Consider the following 17,085-nt stretch of genomic DNA (forward strand, 5'->3'; position numbering starts at 1 on the left):
TTACGATTGGAGCTGCCAAGGCCGGGGCCCGCAGTTCCACATTTCAAGGACTAGCACCAAGGCGTTAAACAGCCCGTTAATTGGGGGCGCCCCCGATCAATTGAAATCGCGTTCAATGCGGTCGCATCCCCCCGCTTGACTTCATCGGGTGGGTCAAGCCACGGTCCGGCCGGTCCCGCCGGTTCGAGAAATTCCCCTGATGGCCCCGCATTTTACCGTTATTCGCGACATCACGCCGGATTCGACGATTCTCAGGGGTGCCGTGGTCGCCATGGGCAATTTCGACGGGGTCCATCTCGGCCATCGGGCCGTGATTGCGGCAGCCCTGGAGATGGGCCGGGTGCAGGGCCGGCCTGCGCTGGCATTGACCTTCGAGCCACATCCGCGCCGGTTTTTCAGCCCGAACACCCCGCAATTCCGCCTGACGGACGAGCGGGCCAAGCTACGGCTTTTGGCCGGGACTGGGCTCGCTGGCGCCGTGGTCATGACCTTCGACAAGGCCCGCGCCGGGACGACCGCGCAAGATTTCATTCACCATGACCTGATCGGACGCCTTGGCGTGAGCGGCATCGCGGTCGGTTACGACTTCCATTTCGGCAAGGGCCGGGTCGGCTCGCCGAGCCTTTTGGTCAGCGAGGCGCCCCGGCTCGGCATCGAGGTCGACGTGCAGCCGCATGTCGATATCGACGAACGCCCGGTCTCCTCCAGCGCCATCCGGATCGCGCTCGCGGAAGGCCAGATCGACGAGGCGACGACCATGCTGGGCGCCCCCTGGTTCATCACCGGCGAGGTCATTCATGGCGAGAAGCGCGGCCGCGACCTCGGCTATCCCACCGCCAACATCCGGCTCGATGCCAATTGCGGCCTGAAGTACGGCATCTATGCGGTGCGGGTCGGCCGCGGCGCCGAGCGGCTCGACGGGGTCGCGAGCTTCGGCCGCCGCCCGACCTTCGATAATGGCGCACCGCTGCTGGAAATCTTCCTGTTCGACTTCAAGGGCGACCTGTACGGCCAGGCGCTGGACTGCGCCTTCATCGGCTTCATCCGCGAGGAGCTGAAATTCGACAGCCTGGAGGCCCTGATCCGCCAGATGGACGACGATTCCGCCCACGCCCGCACCATGCTGGCCGCCGCCCCGGACGCGTTTCCGCGGCTTGGGGTGGTCGATTGATCCATTAGCCGAGCAGCCGTGAATCGAATGGCGCCTGGATCACCTCGGCTACGCTGACGCGCGCTGCATCAGGATGCGCAGGGTTCAAGAGAAAGTTGGCTCCTTGCGCGCTTATCGCAGATGGCACCTGTAAGAGCGCACTTGTCGACCGATCGAGCCAGCGATCGCCAATCTCACGGCTGACCATCGTCTGGGTCCTCCAATCCAGAGGCAATTCCGGCCCGACGGTCTCAGCGAGAAGGTCGTCGGGGACCGCGACACGCAGCAATTGATATGCTGGCGGGATAAGATCTCGATCCATGTGGACCAGCATTTCCAACAACGCACTCGACGGATGATCGGCGAGATAGACGATCCGCCTGCCCTGCGAATGCCATCGGCCCGCGGCCCTCAGGCCGCCTATTCCGGACAAATCGGTGTAGTTCGAAATCCGCCAGAGCTCCATCTTACGGGCTCAGGCAAAAATTCCGTGATCGATCTGCTCAAGCAACTCGCGGACGACAGCCGCGCCAAGTTCATCTTGCAACAGATCGACCGGCTTCTGGCCAGATAAGGACCGATTTGGTCGATCGAGCCAAGCCACTGCCTTTGCCGTATCACCAAAGACGCGGTTGGCCAGCGTCCTGATCTCCAGAGTTCTGACCAGCGACCCCGATGGAGAAAGATCGTCTATCACCTGGCGGATTAGCTCCGCGGTATCATTCTGGCCAGCCTCGACCAGCACAGCGTAAGCGTCCTCAAGGGAGGATGTAATCTCTGGATGTGCCTGGGCATCTCGCCTTCTACCAAGTCGGCGGAGCTGCTTGAGCTCCTCGAACACCTCGGCAAGCGGCTCCGCGTTCATGGAATTAGTCTCCGTTAATCAATACATTAGTTCTGCTGCAGAATTCCGCAATAGTGCCTCGCCGTCAGGATTGGGCCGTTCGCCCCTTTGCGCTTCCCCCGCCCGGCTGCTATGGAGAGCCCATGTTTGCGCGGCGCATCATAGGAATTAGCGGCCCGGCTTCCGCCTGAGCTTTCGGCTCGGCGCAAGACCGGGATGTTGTCGTTTCACCCGCGATTCCGCATCGCCATCTGTTCCCGCGCCCTTCCGAGCCAGTCAGCCTCATGTCCGAAAAGCCGCAAAAGTCCCAAAAGTCCGAAGCCAAAGACTATTCGAAAACCCTATTCCTGCCGCAGACGGAATTTCCGATGCGCGCCGGCCTGCCGCAGCGCGAGCCGGAGATCCTCAAGCGCTGGTACGAGATCGGCCTCTACGAGAAGCTGCGCGAGGATGCGAAGGGCCGCGACAAGTTCGTGCTGCATGACGGCCCGCCCTACGCCAACGGCAACATCCATATCGGCACGTCGCTGAACAAGATCCTCAAGGATCTCGTCACCAAGAGCCAGCAGATGCTCGGCTTCGATTCCAACTACGTGCCCGGCTGGGATTGCCACGGCCTGCCGATCGAATGGAAGGTCGAGGAGGAACACTATCGCAAGAAGGGCAAGCAGAAGCCCGACTTCCGCGACAGTGCCGCGATGATCGATTTCCGGAAAGAATGCCGCGCCTATGCCACGCACTGGCTCAACGTGCAGCGCGAGGAGTTCAAGCGGCTCGGCGTGATCGGCGACTGGGACCATCCCTACGCCACCATGAACTATCCGGCCGAGGCCCAGATCGCGCGCGAGCTGATGAAGTTCGCCGCCAACGGCACGCTCTATCGCGGCTCCAAGCCGGTGATGTGGAGCGTGGTCGAGAAGACCGCGCTGGCCGAGGCCGAAGTCGAGTACGAGGACTACACGTCCGATATGGTCTGGGTGAAATTCCCGGTCACCTCGCCCGCCCATGGCGCGCTGGCGTCGGCAAGCGTCGTGATCTGGACCACCACGCCCTGGACCCTGCCCGGCAACCGCGCCATCTCGTTCTCGCCGAAGATCGCCTATGGCCTCTTTGAGATCACCGACGCGCCGGCTGACAATTGGGCCAAGACCGGCGATCTCCTGATCCTCGCCGATGCGCTCGCCGAAGGGGTATTCAAGCAGGCGCGCGTGACGGCCTATAAGAAGGTGCGCGACATCCCCGGCGACACCATGGACGCGATCGAATGCGCCCATCCGCTGAAGGGCCTTGCCGGCGGATACGAGTTCATCGTGCCGCTGCTGTCCGGCGATCATGTCACCGACGACACCGGCACCGGCTTCGTGCACACCGCGCCCAGCCACGGCCGCGAGGACTTTGACGTCTGGACAGCGAGCACGCGCGAGCTGGATGCACGCGGCATCAACAGCGCCATCCCCTACACCGTTGACGAGAACGGCGCCTATACCGACCAGGCGCCGGGCTTCACGGGCAAGCGCGTCATCAACGACAAGGGCGAGAAGGGCGACGCCAACGAGGCCGTGATCAAGGCGCTCGTCGACAAGGGCATGCTGCTCGCGCGCGGCCGGCTCAAGCACCAATACCCGCATTCCTGGCGCTCGAAGAAGCCGGTGATCTTCCGCAACACGCCGCAATGGTTCATCGCGATGGACAAGGACATTGCGACGAACGGCAAGACCAAGACCGGCGACACGCTGCGCGCCCGCGCGTTGCACGCGATCTCGGTGACCCAATGGGTGCCGCCATCCGGCGAGAACCGCATCAACGGCATGATCGAGGCGCGCCCCGACTGGGTGATCTCGCGGCAGCGCGCCTGGGGCGTGCCGATCGCGGTATTCGTGCGCGAGAAGGGCGACGGTTCCGCCGAAATCCTCCAGGACGAGGCCGTCAACACCCGCATCGGCGACGCCTTCGAAAAGGAAGGCGCCGACGCCTGGTACGCACTGGGCGCCCGCGAGCGCTTCCTTGGCTCACGCGCCAACGAAGACTGGCAGAAGGTCGACGACATCCTTGACGTCTGGTTCGATTCCGGCTCGACGCACGCCTTCGTGCTCGAAGACCCCGTGCATTTCCCCGGCCTTGCCGGCATCAAGCGCAAGGTCGATGGCGGCACCGACACGGTGATGTATCTCGAAGGCTCGGACCAGCATCGCGGCTGGTTCCACTCCTCGCTGCTGGAGAGCTGCGGCACGCGGGGCCGCGCGCCCTACGACATCGTGCTGACCCACGGCTTCACCCAGGCCGAGGACGGCCGCAAGATGTCGAAGTCGCTCGGCAACACCATCGAGCCGCAGGCCGTCATCAAGGAATCCGGCGCCGACATCCTGAGACTCTGGGTCGCGTCCTGCGACTACACCGACGATCAGCGCATCGGCCCCGAGATCCTGAAGAACACGGTCGAGACCTATCGCAAGCTGCGCAACACCGTGCGCTGGATGCTCGGCACGCTGCACCATTACAAGCCGGCCGACGCAGTTGCGCCCGCCGAGATGCCCGAGCTCGAACGGCTGATGCTGCATGAGCTCGCGATCCGGGCCGAGGCCGTCGGCAAGGCCTATGAGACGTTCGATTTCAAGAGCGTGGTGGCGACGCTGTCGGCATTCCTGAACAGCGAGCTGTCGGCGTTCTATTTCGACATCCGCAAGGACACGCTGTATTGCGATCCGCCGTCCTCGCTGACGCGCAAGGCGGCGCTGACCACAATCGACCTGCTGTGCAATTCGATCCTGAAATGGCTGGCGCCGGTCCTGAGCTTCACCGCGGAAGAAGGCTGGCGAATGTACAAGCCCGATGCCGAGCCGTCGGTGCATCTGACGCAGTTTCCGGAAGGTCTCGAAAAGCTCCGCGACGACAAGCTCGCCGCGAAGTGGGAGACCATCCGCGACGTCCGCCGCGTCGTCACCGGCGCCCTCGAGCTCGAGCGTGCCGCCAAGAACATCGGCTCGTCACTGGAGGCCTCGCCGGTCATCTATATCGCCGACCGCGACATGCTGGCGACGCTGTTCGACACCGATCTCGCCGAGATCTGCATCACCTCGAACTACGAGGTGCGCGAGGGCGAGGCGCCGGCGAATGCGTTCCGTCTCGATGCCGTGCCCGGCGTCGCGGTCGTGGTGGAGAAGGCGGTTGGCACCAAATGCGCCCGCTCCTGGAAGATTTCGCCGACCGTCGGCGAAGACCCTGAATATCCCGACGTCACCCCGCGCGACGCCAAGGCGCTGCGCGAATGGAAGGCGCTGGGGGTGGGGGTCTGATCCCCGGCCATGACCCCGCTCCGCGTCGGCATCATCTCGGCCGTCATCACTGTCATCCTCGACCAGGCCTCAAAGCTCTGGCTGCTGAACGGGTTCGACCTCGCCCGTCGCGGCGTGGTGAAGGTGACGCCGTTCTTCGACCTGGTGCTGGCCTGGAACATCGGGATCAGCTTCGGCTGGCTCCAGAACGACAGCCAGGCGGCGCAGCTCGCGCTGATGGCGGTGAAGGCCATCGCAGTGGTCGCGCTGGCGATCTGGATGGCCCGGTCGCACACCTTCCTGGCGACCGTCGCACTGGGGCTGATCATCGGCGGCGCCATCGGCAATGGCATCGACCGCCTGGCCTATGGCGCAGTGGTGGATTTCGCTCTGTTTCATATCGAGATCGCCGGAAATACCTTTAACTGGTACGTCTTCAACCTGGCTGACGTGGCCATCGTTGCCGGGGTGGCGGCCCTATTGTATGATTCCTTCCTGGGGGTACCCGCCGCAAAAGCGCCCTGATCCCGGCCGATACGGACCGGAGATGGAACCCTGCTTTGCGAGGGGCGGCTGCGCGTGACGCGGCATCTGCCACAATTTGGAACAGGTACAGGTATGCGCAGCTCCGAGACCAGTGGTTCGATGGTTCGAGACCCCCGGACGGGGATTTGGCGGGCGCTGAAATTGTCCGCCGTCGCACTCGGCATCGGCCTCGTCATGGCGGCAGGCCCGGTCCGCGCCGGTGACGACGGCGACGACGATGACGACATGACCTTCGAAGAGAAGCTCATCGACAATTTGATGTCCGGCATCGGCGCCAAGAGCATGGAGAAGAAAGGTATCGAGTACCGCGAGCGGTCGCCGCTGGTGGTGCCACCCAAGCTCGACCTGCCGCCGCCCGCCGGGACCGAAGCCAAGAACGCACCGAACTGGCCGAAGGACCCAGACGAGAGGCGCCGCAAGGAGGCCATCGCTCAGCGCAAGAAGGCGGTCAAGGCAACGGAGAACTGGCAGGCGGCCCAGCCGTTGACGCCCGCCGAGATGAAGGCCGGCCAGACCGCCGCCCCCGAGCGCACGAACAGCGATCCGATCCAGCCGGGCACCAACGGCAACCCGTCGCTGAGCCCCGCCGAACTCGGTTTCACCGGCGGCCTTTGGAACATGATGAGGGGCGTCGGCGGCAAAGCCGAGTCCAAGCCGTTCACAAGCGAGCCGCCGCGCCAGTCGCTGACCGAGCCGCCTCCGGGATATCAGACGCCTTCGTCGAGCTATGCCTATGGCGAGGGGATGGATAAGACGAAGCATATGTACTTCGACATCATGTCCGGCAAGGACAGGGAACAATAGCGCCCGTCGCCCGCCGCGGCGTCTCGACAGGCGCCGATCTGGCGCGCCCGGTCTGTGTGACCCGGCGCACGATTAGCTTACGTGCAATTTAGTTGCGCCTTGATAGCGTTCTCTGCTTCGTGACGCGAAGCCTCAGCCGCGCGGTGTACCATGCCGTGCCTCCGAGCCGGACGTCCGGGCTCGGCCTTTCATAAGGATGATGATGTCCTCTTACCGATCGGCTGCCTGCCTTATCGCCGCGCTGCTTTCGTCCAGTGTTCTTGCGACCGGCGCCGCCTTCGCTCAGACCACCGTAACATCGGCCCCGCCCGCCAGCTTCACGCTCAGCAACGGCCTCCAGGTCGTGGTGATCCCCGATCACCGCACGCCCGTGGTCACGGAGATGATCTGGTACAAGGTCGGCTCGGCCGACGAGACGCCGGGCAAATCGGGCCTTGCCCATTTCCTCGAGCATCTGATGTTCAAGGGCACCGAGAAGCATCCGGTCGGCGAATTCTCCCAGACCGTGCTCCGCGTCGGCGGCAACGAGAATGCCTCGACCTCGGTCGATTACACCAACTACTACCAGCGCGTACCGCGCGAGCAATTGCCGACCATGATGGAGTTCGAGGCCGACCGCATGACCGGCCTGATCCTCAAGGACGAGAACGTGCTGCCTGAACGCGACGTCGTGCTCGAAGAGTACAACATGCGCGTCGCCAACAGCCCCGACGCGCGCCTGAACGAACAGGTCATGGCCGCGCTCTATCTCAACCATCCCTATGGCCGGCCGGTGATCGGTTGGCACCAGGAGATCGAGAAGCTCAATCGCGAGGACGCGCTCGCCTTCTACCGCCGGTTCTACGCGCCGAACAACGCGATCCTGGTGATCGCCGGCGACGTCGAGGCCGCCGACATCCGCCCGCTGGTCGAGCGCAATTTCGGCCCGATCCCGGCCCAGCCGGCGATCCCCGCACAGCGCATCCGCCCACAGGAGCCGGAGCCGGCCGCACCGCGCACCGTCACGCTGTCCGACCCGCGCGTCGAGCAGCCCAGCCTGCGGCGCTATTATCTGGCGCCCTCGGCAACGACGGCCGCGACCGGCGAGAGCGCAGCACTCGACGTGCTCGCGCAACTGATGGGCAGCGGCAGCAATTCCTACCTCTACCGCGCGCTGGTCGTCGACAAGCCGCTCGCCGTCTCCGCCAGCGCCAGCTATTCGAGCGTCTCGCTCGACCCGACCCAGTTCGCAGTCGCGGCCTCGCCGAGACCCGGCGTCAGCTTCGCGGATGTCGAGCAGGTGATCGACGGCGTCATCGCCGACATCGTGGCGAACCCGATCCGCGCCGAGGATCTCGAGCGGGTCAAGACCCAGCTCATTGCCGAGGCGATCTACGCCCAGGACAACCAGGCTGTGCTGGCGCGCTGGTACGGCGGCGCGCTGAGCACGGGCCTGTCGATCGAGGACATCCGAAGCTGGCCCGACCGCATCCGCGCCGTCACCGGCGAACAAGTCCGTCAAGCTGCGCAAAAATGGCTTGAGAAGAAGCGCTCGGTGACGGGCTATCTGATCAAGGACACCACACCCGCCAAGCGCGAGGAGAAGCGTTCGTGAACCATCCTTTCCTTCGCGCAAGACACTTCCTGCGGACAAGACACTTCGCGCTCTCCTTGGCCGCCGGCGCGGCGCTCGCGCTTGCCTCGGTCTCGCCGTCGCAGGCCGCCGCAAAGATCCAGCACCTGACCTCGCCCGGCGGCATCGAGGCCTGGTTCGTGCAGGACGCGACCGTGCCGCTGATCGCCATGGAATATTCCTTTGCCGGCGGCTCGGCGCAGGACCCCAAGGACAAGCCGGGCGTCGCCAATCTCGTCGGCGACCTCCTCGACGAAGGCTCCGGCGATCTCGACTCCAAGACGTTCCACGAGCGGCTCGACCGCCGCGCCATCGAGCTCTCCTTCAGCGCCACCCGCGACACCTTCCGCGGCAGCCTGCGCATGCTGCGCGACAACAAGGACGAGGCCTTCGACCTGTTGCGGATGTCACTGACCTCGCCGCATTTCGAGACGGCCGACGTCGAGCGCATCCGATCCCAGGTCATTTCGGGGCTGCGCCGCGAGACCACCAACCCGAGCTCGCTCGCAAGCCGCAAATTCCTGGAGATCGCGTTCGGCGATCACCCTTACGGGCAGCAGACCACCGGCACGCTGGAGAGCGTACCGACCATCACGGTCCCCGACATGAAGGATTATGTCGGCCGCGTGCTCGCCAAGGACACGCTGAAGATCGCGGTCGTCGGCGACGTCGATCCGGCCACCCTCGGCAAGCTGCTCGACCACACGTTCGGCAGCTTGCCTGCCAAAGCCACTCTCACAGCGGTCCCCGACATCGAGGCCGCAAAGCCGCCGCAACGCGCCTTCGTGCCGCTCGACGTGCCGCAGACCGTGATCACCTTCGGCGGCCCCGGCGTGAAGCGCAGCGATCCGAACTTCATGGCGGCCTATGTCGTCAACCATATCCTTGGTGGCGGCGGATTGTCCTCCCGGCTCTATCACGAGGTCCGCGAGAAGCGCGGCCTCGCCTATTCGGTGTTCGAATCGCTGCTCTGGATGGAGCATTCGGCGGTCTTCATCGGTAACACCGGCACGCGCGCCGACCGCGCCGGCGACACCATGGACGCGATCGAGAAGGAAGTACGCCGCATCGCCGACGAGGGCCCGACGCAGAAGGAGCTCGACGAGGCCAAGTCCTACCTCAAGGGCTCGCAGATGCTGGCGCTCGATACCTCCTCCAAGCTCGCGCAGGCACTGCTGCAATATCAGCAGGACAAGTTGCCGATCGACTATATCGAGAAGCGCAACGCCATCGTCGACGCCGTAACGCTGGACGACGCCAAGGCCGCGGCCAAGCGGCTCTGGGGCCAGGGGCTTTTGACCGTCATCGTCGGCCGCGCCCCGCAGGCCGCCGCGCAACCGGCGGCAGCGCCGGCGACGAAGTCGAACTGACGTTCTGTACGCTTCCCTGAAATGGCCGGGCTTGCCCGGCCATTTGCGTTTCTAATGGCACGCCATTGCCGAAAATGGACGTCCGGGATATGTCCGGACATCACGAATGGTGCTCCCATGCTGCGGATATCCCGCGATCTCGTCATCGACGAGGACGACATCGAGATCGGCTTTGTCCGCGCCTCCGGCCCGGGCGGGCAGAACGTCAACAAATTGTCGACCGCGGCCCAGCTACGCTTCGACGCGCGCAAGCTGACCATCCCGGAAGATGCGGCGATCCGGCTCGCCCGGGTCGCCGGCCAACGCATGACCAAGGACGGCGTGATCGTGATCCATGCCCAGCGCTTCCGCACCCAGGAGCGCAATCGCCAGGACGCCATTGACCGGCTCGTCGATATCCTGAGTGAGGCGATGATACGGCCGACGCCGCGGCGTGCGACAAAGCCGACGTTTGGCTCCAAGCAGCGCCGCCTCGAGGGCAAGAAGCGCCGCAGCGACGTCAAGGCTGGCCGCGGTGGCGGCCGCGGCTTCGACGACTGATTGACCAGGACATTGACCAAGAAACCTCCGGCCGCCGGGCGACCGGAGGTTTGCTGTGTCGGGTGGGGTCAGTAACGCTTGCCGGTGCTGGTGCCTGAGGCGGAATCCTCGACCGCCCCCTTGTGCGTTGCGCTGCCGGTGGTGCCGACCGTGCCCTTCGTCCCCTTGGTCGACTTCATGCCCACCTTCTCACCCGCAGCTCCCTGCTGCGCACCGAGATCCTCATCTTCGCTGGCTGACGCGCCCCCCTGCATGGGTTTGCTTTGCACGGTGCCGCCAGGCTTGGTGCCAGATGACGCGCCTTGCGCGAAAACGGGCGTCGCAATGAGGGCCGAGAGAGCGCATGCGATTGCAGAGGTCTTCACCAACTTCATCCATTTCTCCTGGATTTTTCGCAATGAACAGGTCGGCTGCGTCCTGCGCCGCCCGCCTGCACCGGACCAGTTCATCGCGTCGAGAGTTCGAACGGCGCGGTCGCGATGCAATCCGCCTCGTGTGGTCATCGTTTAGGGATTTCGAGGCGGTTTCGCGGAATTGTGCTCCGCATATGCGGCAACGCGGAACAACGCACATCAAGAGCATCTCCGCTTGCAGCGAAACAGCCCGCTACTACCACCGCATGTTTGGCGCCGCCTAGAGTTTGCGCGTCGACGTTGATTTGTGGATGAGCGAGCTTTCGCGATGCGCGCAGCCGTGTTGGGATTGTGCACCGCAGTGGTGCTGTTGGCGCGGGTCGCCGACGCGCAGATGCCGTTGCCGGCAGCGAAACCACCGGATGGCGCGACGCTGTTCAAGCAACAATGCGCGGTGTGTCACACCACCAACCTGTTGGAACCGATGCGGCAAGGTCCGCCGCTGGTCAAGATCGTCGGACGGCCGGCCGGCAAGGTCGAAGGGTTTCATTACTCCGACGGCCTCGCGAAAGCAGACTTTGCTTGGGACGAGACCAGGCTCGATGCGTGGCTGACCAATCCGCAGGCCGTCATTCCCGGCGTCGTCATGGCATATCGCCAGGCCAAACCGGAGACGCGCGCCGCCATCATCACTTACCTCAAGGAGCAGAACTGAATGGCCAAGCCTGTCCATTCCATGATCCGCGTACTCGACGAAGCCCGCGCGCTCGACTTCTACAAGCGCGCCTTCGGCCTCGAAGTCGCGGACCACCTGAAATTCGCGGACTTTGCCCTGATCTATCTGCGTCACCCGTCCTCCCCTTTCGAGGTGGAGCTGACGGTCAATTTCGATCGTAGGGAACCCTACGCGCTCGGCGACGGCTACGGCCATCTCGCCGTGGTGGTCGAGGATCTCGATGCCGAGCATGCGCGCTTCGCGCGCGAGGAGCTCGCACCGGGGCCGCTGCGCGACTTCAAGCATGATGGCAAGACGTTGGCGCGCTTCTTCTTCGTCAGCGATCCCGATGGCTACAAGATCGAAGTGATCCAGCGAGGCGGACGTTTCAACTAACCCAATCAAAAAATCCAAATCACAAAATCAACGGAGGAAACCCATGAGAGAAGTCGATCGTCGAAGCAAGCACAGCCGCCGCGTCTTTCTCAAGGGCGCGGCGACCGCCGTGCCGGTCGCAGCCGTTGCGACCAGCGTCGCCGTCAGCATCGAGGGCGCATGGGCCGATGATGCGACCGCGCTTTCGCCTGCGACAATGAAGACGCTAGTGAAGGTCGCGCGCGATATCTATCCGCACGATGTCCTCGGCGACAGCTACTACATCACCGCGATCAAGCCGTGGGACGGCAAGGCGGCCAAGGATGCCTCCGTCAAGTCCCTCATCAGCGACGGCATCACCAGGCTCGATCAGAACGCGCGCGACCGCCATAAGGTGGCTTACGCCGAGGTGCCCTGGGAATCCGATCGCGTGGTGCTGCTGAAGGAGATCGAGCAGAGCGACTTCTTCCAAAAGGTGCGCGGCGACCTCATCGTCTCGCTCTACAACCAGAAAGAGGTCTGGCCACGGTTCGGTTACGAGGGCTCGTCCGCCGAGCATGGCGGGTACATCAACCGCGGCTTTGCCGACATCGACTGGCTGCCGAAGGCTTAAGGCGCACCCCAACGGTTCAGGAGAACGCAAATGGCAAAATTCGATCTGAACGACAGCGGCGTTGTGGTGATCGTCGGCTCCGGCGCCGGCGGCGGCACACTGGGCAACGAACTGGCGCAGAAGGGCGTCAAGGTCGTCATCCTCGAAGCCGGCCCACGCATCGAGAACCAGGATTTCATCAACGACGAGTGGGATAGTTTTTCCCAACTCGCCTGGACGGACGCGCGCACCACATCAGGAACGTGGCGCGTCGCCAAGGACTTCTCGGGTCTCCCCGCCTGGATCGTCAAGGCGGTCGGCGGCTCGACCATCCATTGGGCCGGCGCGTCGCTGCGCTTCGACGAGCACGAGTATCGGGTCAAGAGCACCTACGGCACCATTCCCGGCGCCAATTTGCTGGACTGGCCGGTCACGCTCACCGAGATGGAGCCGTGGTACGCCAAGGCCGAGAACAAGATGGGCGTGACCCGCACCAACGGCATTCCCGGACTTCCCGGCAACAACAATTTCCGGGTGCTGGAGGCCGGCGCCAAGAAGCTCGGCTACAAGACCGTCCACACCGGCAACATGGCGATCAACAGCCAGCCGCGCGACGGACGCGGCTCGTGCCAGCAGATTGGCTTCTGTTTCCAGGGCTGCAAATCCGGTGCGAAATGGTCGACGCTCTACACCGAGATTCCCAAGGGCGAGGCCACCGGCAATCTCGAGGTCCGGCCGAGCAGCATGGCGGTCAAGATCGAGCATGATGCCAGCGGCAAGGTCACCGGCGTGGTCTATGCCGACGAGAGCGGGGCGATGCAGCGCCAGAAGGCGCGGATCGTCGCGGTGGCCGGCAATTCGATCGAGAGCCCACGGCTGCTGCTGAACAGTGCCTCCACCATGTTCCCCGATGGTCTCGCCAATTCATCAGGACAGGTCGGCCGCAACTACATGCGTCACATGACCGGCAGCGTCTACGCCGTGTTCGAGAAGTCGGTGCACATGTATCGCGGCACCACCATGGCCGGCATCATCCGTGACGAGGCCGCCAACAATCCGAAGCGCGGCTTCGTCGGTGGCTATGAGATGGAGACGCTCTCGATCGGGCTGCCCTTCATGGCGGCGTTCCTCAACCCCGGCGCCTGGGGCCGTCCGTTCACCGCAGCGCTCGACGGCTATCCGCGGATGGCCGGCATGTGGCTGGTCGGCGAGGACATGCCGCAGGAGACCAACCGCATCACGCTGGATCCTAGCGTGAAGGACAAGTTCGGCCAACCGGTCGCCAGCGTACACTTCGACGATCATCCCAATGACGTCGCGATGCGCGCCCACGCCTACAAGCAGGGTGCGGCGGTCTACGACGCCGTCGGCGCCACCGTGAGCTATCCGACGCCGCCTTATCCGAGCACGCATAATCTCGGCACCAACCGGATGAGCGAGAAGCCGCGGGACGGCGTGGTCAACAAGTTCGGACAGAGCCACGACGTCAAGAACCTGTTCGTCTCCGACGGCAGCCAGTTCACCAGCGGCGCGGCCTGCAACCCGACCCTGACCATTGTCGCGCTGGCGATCCGGCAGGCCGACTACATTGCGGGTGCGATGCAGAAGAAGGAGATTTGATCTCCGACGTCATCTGCTCGGCATGGAGCATACCGCTCTCTCCTCGTCATTGCGAACGAAGCGAAGCAATCCAGAATCCCTCCGCGGCGACAGTCTGGATTGCTTCGTCGCAAGAGCTCCTCGCAATGACGGCGGATGGAATGTCGTAGCCCGGATGGAGCGAAGCGTAATCCGGGGGCTCTCCGATGAGCTGAATCCCGGATTGCGCTGCGCTCCATCCGGGCTACGCACTTCTGTTGGGACAGCTATTCGGCCGCGTCGAGAATGGCCGTGACGTTGCCCTTGAACTCCTGCACCTGCACCACGTTTCGCGAGCGATCAATCAGGCATGAACACCGCAGCAGCGAGGCGAAATTGTTGACCTCGCCGTGATGGTCGAGCACCTCGTTGTAGAGCGTGGTCAGGAACTTGCCGAGGCTCATGCTCTCCCTAGCCGCGATCTGCTCTAGCGTGTCCCAGAACGCCATTTCCAGCCGGATCGAGGTGCAGTGACCACCGATCCGCAACGAGCGGGTCTGGGATTCGTAGTCGCGTTGGGGCTGGTGCGCGAACAAATGGCACATGGCGTCCTCCCGTCCTGTTGCCGTTTTTTCACGATGCTACACCCGTGCCCGGCACCTCACAATCAGGAGCGAGGCCGAAGATCGAGCAGTCGCCGGCTTGCGATTTTCTCGAACGTCCAGCGTCTTCAATGTGATAGACACCCCTCTTCCCCAGCCCGCCACGTTCCTGTTGCCCAACACATGCTTTTGACGCAACACGGCATAGAATAGCGCGTCCGCGAATCTCAGACCGAGCCCAAGATCGAGTTCATGCCCGTCCGCCAATTGCCAGAGCAGGTCGTCAACCGCATCGCCGCCGGCGAAGTGGTCGAACGTCCCGCAAGCGTGGTCAAGGAACTGGTCGAGAACGCGATCGATGCCGGCGCGAGCCGGATCGACGTCTTCACTGATGGCGGCGGGCGTCGCCGGATCGGCATCACCGACGATGGCGGCGGCATGACCGCAAAGGATCTGTCGCTCGCCGTGGAGCGCCACGCCACCTCCAAGCTCGACGACGAAGATCTCCTGCAAATCCGCACGCTCGGGTTCCGCGGCGAGGCGCTGCCCTCGATCGGTTCGGTGGCGCGGCTATCGATCACGACGCGGCATGCGAGCGAGCCGCATGCCTGGGCGCTCAATGTCGAGGGCGGCGAGAAGTCCGAGATCATGCCGGCGGCGCTGGCCCATGGCACGCGCGTCGAGGTCAACGATCTCTTCTACGCGACACCGGCGCGGCTGAAATTTCTGAAGACCGACCGTACCGAGGCCGAAGCCATTCGCGAGGTGGTCAGGCGGCTCGCGATGGCGCGCCCCGATATCGCCTTCACGCTGGCCGGCGAGGAGCGCACGCCGGTGACCTGGGCAGCCGCCCTGCCGGGCGCCGCCGGACGCCTGACGCGGCTCGGCGATATCCTGGGCGCGGAGTTCCGCAGCCACGCCATCGAGGTCCATGCCGAACGCGATGGCGTTGTCGTCGCTGGCTACGCGGCTGCGCCCGCGCTGACCAAGGCCAACGCACTCGGACAATATCTCTTCGTCAACGGCCGCCCGGTGCGCGACAAGCTGATCCTCGGCGCGGTGCGCGGGGCCTATGCCGACTATCTACCGCGCGACCGCCATCCGGTGTTGGCGCTGTTCGTCACGCTCGATCCTCGCGAGGTCGACGCCAACGTGCATCCGGCCAAGACCGAGGTGCGCTTCCGCAATGCGGGTCTGGTGCGTGCACTGATCGTGCATGGATTGAAGGAAGCGCTGGCGCGCGAGGGTCGGCGCACCGCGGCCAATAGCGGCGAGAGCGCATTGTCCGCGTTCCGGCCCGCTTTCACGCCCCGCCCGGCGAGCTGGGACTGGCGTCAGTCGCCGTCCGCTCCGACCGGGCCGCGGCCATCGTTCGAAGGGTCCGCCGCGCCTGCTTTCGCGGAGCGCGCGCAAGCCACGTTCGACGTCGGCGCGCCGAGCGCTGACGTGCGGTTCGAGACGCAGCCCGTAGCCGATCTGGTCGATCGTCCGCTTGGCGCGGCGCGCACGCAGCTTCACGAGACCTACATCGTCTCGCAGACTCGCGACGGCCTCATCATCGTCGACCAACACGCCGCCCATGAACGCATCGTCTATGAGCGGCTGAAGGCCTCGCTCGCCGAAAATGGTGTGCAGCGGCAGATCCTGCTGATTCCCGAGATCGTCGAGATGGACGAGGCCACGGTGGAGCGGCTGCTTGAACGCAGCGAGGAGCTCACATCGTTCGGGCTCGCAATCGAATCCTTCGGCCCGGGTGCGGTGGCAGTGCGCGAGACGCCGTCGCTGCTTGGCAAGACCAATGCCGGCGGACTCTTGCGCGACCTCTCCGAGCATATGGCCGAATGGGACGAGGCACTGCCGCTGGAGCGCCGCCTGATGCACGTCGCCGCCACCATGGCCTGTCACGGCTCGGTGCGCGCGGGCCGCAGGCTCAGGCCGGAGGAAATGAACGCGCTGCTGCGCGAGATGGAAGAGACGCCGAACTCCGGCCAGTGCAATCACGGCCGGCCGACCTATGTCGAGCTGAAGCTCGCAGATGTGGAGAAGCTGTTCGGAAGACGATAAGCTGGATGCCGTAGGGTGGGCAAAGGCGCGAAGCGACGTGCCCACCATCTTTCCATGATTGCGACAGAAGTGGTGGGCACGCTTCGCTTTGCCCACCCTACGGCAGCGAGGCTACGGCCTCTTCAAAAACACGAACTCCGTGTCGTCATAGGCGCGCCGCTCCAATTCCTCGAAGCCCTCCGGCGCAACGAATTGCGCAGCCTTCGCCTCCTCGACCACGAGCAGCGCGCCCGATGTAAGCCAGCCGCCATCACGCAGGCTCGCGAGCGCCTTCTCCGCAAAACCGTTGCTGTAGGGCGGATCGAGAAACACCAGCGAGAACGGCTCGACCGGATGCGCCGGGCCGAGATCGGTCGCGTCGCGGCGGTACACCTTGGTCGTGCCGCCCAAGCCCAGCGCTTCGACATTGTTGCGCAACAGCGCACGCGCCTCGGCGCCATTGTCGACGAACAGCGTGAACTTCGCACCACGTGAGGCCGCCTCGATGCCGAGCGCACCGGTACCAGCAAAGAGATCGAGCACGCGCGCGTCCTGAATCGGATCGTCATAGGCGTGCACGAGGATGTTGAACACGGACTCGCGCAGGCGATCCGCGGTGGGGCGGATGTCACGCGAGGACGGTGAGGCCAGATTACGCCCCTTCAAACGACCGCCAACGACGCGCAACC

General features: G+C 64.3%; 17 protein-coding genes. 12 read left to right on the forward strand and 5 right to left on the reverse strand.

All coding sequences use genetic code 11. The features are described from left to right. Window positions 1–199 precede the first annotated feature (199 nt). Window positions 200–1,171: a bifunctional riboflavin kinase/FAD synthetase gene (locus tag UP06_RS16260; RefSeq protein ID WP_045003821.1), complete on the forward strand. Its 972-nt coding sequence runs from the start codon at window positions 200–202 to the stop codon at window positions 1,169–1,171. 4 nt (window positions 1,172–1,175) lie between these two features. Here the strand turns inward: UP06_RS16260 and UP06_RS16265 are convergent, their stop codons facing one another. Continuing rightward, a complete protein-coding gene (locus tag UP06_RS16265) occupies window positions 1,176–1,616 on the reverse strand; it encodes an RES family NAD+ phosphorylase (RefSeq protein ID WP_045003822.1) in 441 nt (146 codons plus the stop codon). Between the two features lie 9 nt (window positions 1,617–1,625). Beyond that, complete coding sequence (locus UP06_RS16270) at window positions 1,626–2,015, reverse strand: MbcA/ParS/Xre antitoxin family protein (RefSeq protein WP_045003823.1); 390 nt, start codon at window positions 2,013–2,015, stop codon at window positions 1,626–1,628. A 263-nt stretch (window positions 2,016–2,278) separates the two neighbouring features. Between UP06_RS16270 and ileS the strand changes: the two genes are divergently transcribed. The 6 genes from ileS to arfB all read left to right on the forward strand — a co-directional run bounded on the left by ileS (window position 2,279) and on the right by arfB (window position 10,138). After that, a complete protein-coding gene (ileS, locus tag UP06_RS16275) occupies window positions 2,279–5,287 on the forward strand; it encodes an isoleucine--tRNA ligase (protein WP_045003824.1) in 3,009 nt (1,002 codons plus the stop codon). Window positions 5,288–5,296: 9 nt separating this feature from the next. Then, window positions 5,297–5,791 carry a signal peptidase II gene (lspA, locus tag UP06_RS16280; protein ID WP_045003825.1) on the forward strand — a complete coding sequence of 165 codons (495 nt, stop codon included), beginning with the start codon at window positions 5,297–5,299 and terminating at the stop codon, window positions 5,789–5,791. Between the two features lie 93 nt (window positions 5,792–5,884). Next, a complete protein-coding gene (locus tag UP06_RS16285) occupies window positions 5,885–6,616 on the forward strand; it encodes a hypothetical protein (RefSeq protein WP_045003826.1) in 732 nt (243 codons plus the stop codon). 199 nt (window positions 6,617–6,815) lie between these two features. Beyond that, window positions 6,816–8,210 carry a M16 family metallopeptidase gene (locus UP06_RS16290; protein WP_502691564.1) on the forward strand — a complete coding sequence of 465 codons (1,395 nt, stop codon included), beginning with the start codon at window positions 6,816–6,818 and terminating at the stop codon, window positions 8,208–8,210. Further along, complete coding sequence (locus UP06_RS16295; RefSeq protein ID WP_502691258.1) at window positions 8,207–9,598, forward strand: M16 family metallopeptidase; 1,392 nt, start codon at window positions 8,207–8,209, stop codon at window positions 9,596–9,598. The genes UP06_RS16290 and UP06_RS16295 overlap by 4 nt, the downstream gene beginning before the upstream one ends. A 117-nt stretch (window positions 9,599–9,715) precedes the next feature. Then, window positions 9,716–10,138, forward strand: a complete 423-nt coding sequence (gene arfB, locus UP06_RS16300) for an alternative ribosome rescue aminoacyl-tRNA hydrolase ArfB (RefSeq protein ID WP_045003827.1) — start codon at window positions 9,716–9,718, stop codon at window positions 10,136–10,138. Between the two features lie 68 nt (window positions 10,139–10,206). On the opposite strand, the gene UP06_RS16305 is transcribed toward arfB, so the two are convergent. Beyond that, window positions 10,207–10,512, reverse strand: a complete 306-nt coding sequence (locus UP06_RS16305) for a hypothetical protein (protein WP_045003829.1) — start codon at window positions 10,510–10,512, stop codon at window positions 10,207–10,209. 307 nt (window positions 10,513–10,819) lie between these two features. Between UP06_RS16305 and UP06_RS16310 the strand changes: the two genes are divergently transcribed. From UP06_RS16310 to UP06_RS16325, 4 genes are read left to right on the forward strand one after another with little or no spacing between them, the layout of a single operon-like run. Further along, window positions 10,820–11,206, forward strand: a complete 387-nt coding sequence (locus UP06_RS16310) for a c-type cytochrome (RefSeq protein WP_082081444.1) — start codon at window positions 10,820–10,822, stop codon at window positions 11,204–11,206. Then, window positions 11,207–11,602: a VOC family protein gene (locus tag UP06_RS16315; protein ID WP_045003830.1), complete on the forward strand. Its 396-nt coding sequence runs from the start codon at window positions 11,207–11,209 to the stop codon at window positions 11,600–11,602. A 43-nt stretch (window positions 11,603–11,645) separates the two neighbouring features. Further along, complete coding sequence (locus UP06_RS16320) at window positions 11,646–12,194, forward strand: twin-arginine translocation pathway signal (RefSeq protein WP_045003831.1); 549 nt, start codon at window positions 11,646–11,648, stop codon at window positions 12,192–12,194. A 30-nt stretch (window positions 12,195–12,224) separates the two neighbouring features. Next, window positions 12,225–13,793 (forward strand): GMC family oxidoreductase, encoded by a 1,569-nt coding sequence (locus UP06_RS16325; RefSeq protein ID WP_045003832.1) that lies wholly within the window; start codon window positions 12,225–12,227, stop codon window positions 13,791–13,793. A 245-nt stretch (window positions 13,794–14,038) separates the two neighbouring features. On the opposite strand, the gene UP06_RS16330 is transcribed toward UP06_RS16325, so the two are convergent. Continuing rightward, window positions 14,039–14,356: a ribbon-helix-helix domain-containing protein gene (locus tag UP06_RS16330; RefSeq protein ID WP_045003833.1), complete on the reverse strand. Its 318-nt coding sequence runs from the start codon at window positions 14,354–14,356 to the stop codon at window positions 14,039–14,041. A gap of 249 nt (window positions 14,357–14,605) precedes the next feature. On the opposite strand from UP06_RS16330, the gene mutL reads away from it, so the two are divergent. Beyond that, a complete protein-coding gene (mutL, locus tag UP06_RS16335; protein ID WP_045003834.1) occupies window positions 14,606–16,417 on the forward strand; it encodes a DNA mismatch repair endonuclease MutL in 1,812 nt (603 codons plus the stop codon). Window positions 16,418–16,528: 111 nt separating this feature from the next. On the opposite strand, the gene rsmD is transcribed toward mutL, so the two are convergent. Next, window positions 16,529–17,083 (reverse strand): 16S rRNA (guanine(966)-N(2))-methyltransferase RsmD, encoded by a 555-nt coding sequence (rsmD, locus tag UP06_RS16340; RefSeq protein WP_045003835.1) that lies wholly within the window; start codon window positions 17,081–17,083, stop codon window positions 16,529–16,531. Window positions 17,084–17,085: the final 2 nt, after the last annotated feature.

Source organism: Bradyrhizobium sp. LTSP857, assembly GCF_000938285.1.
In the GTDB taxonomy this organism is placed as follows: domain Bacteria; phylum Pseudomonadota; class Alphaproteobacteria; order Rhizobiales; family Xanthobacteraceae; genus Bradyrhizobium.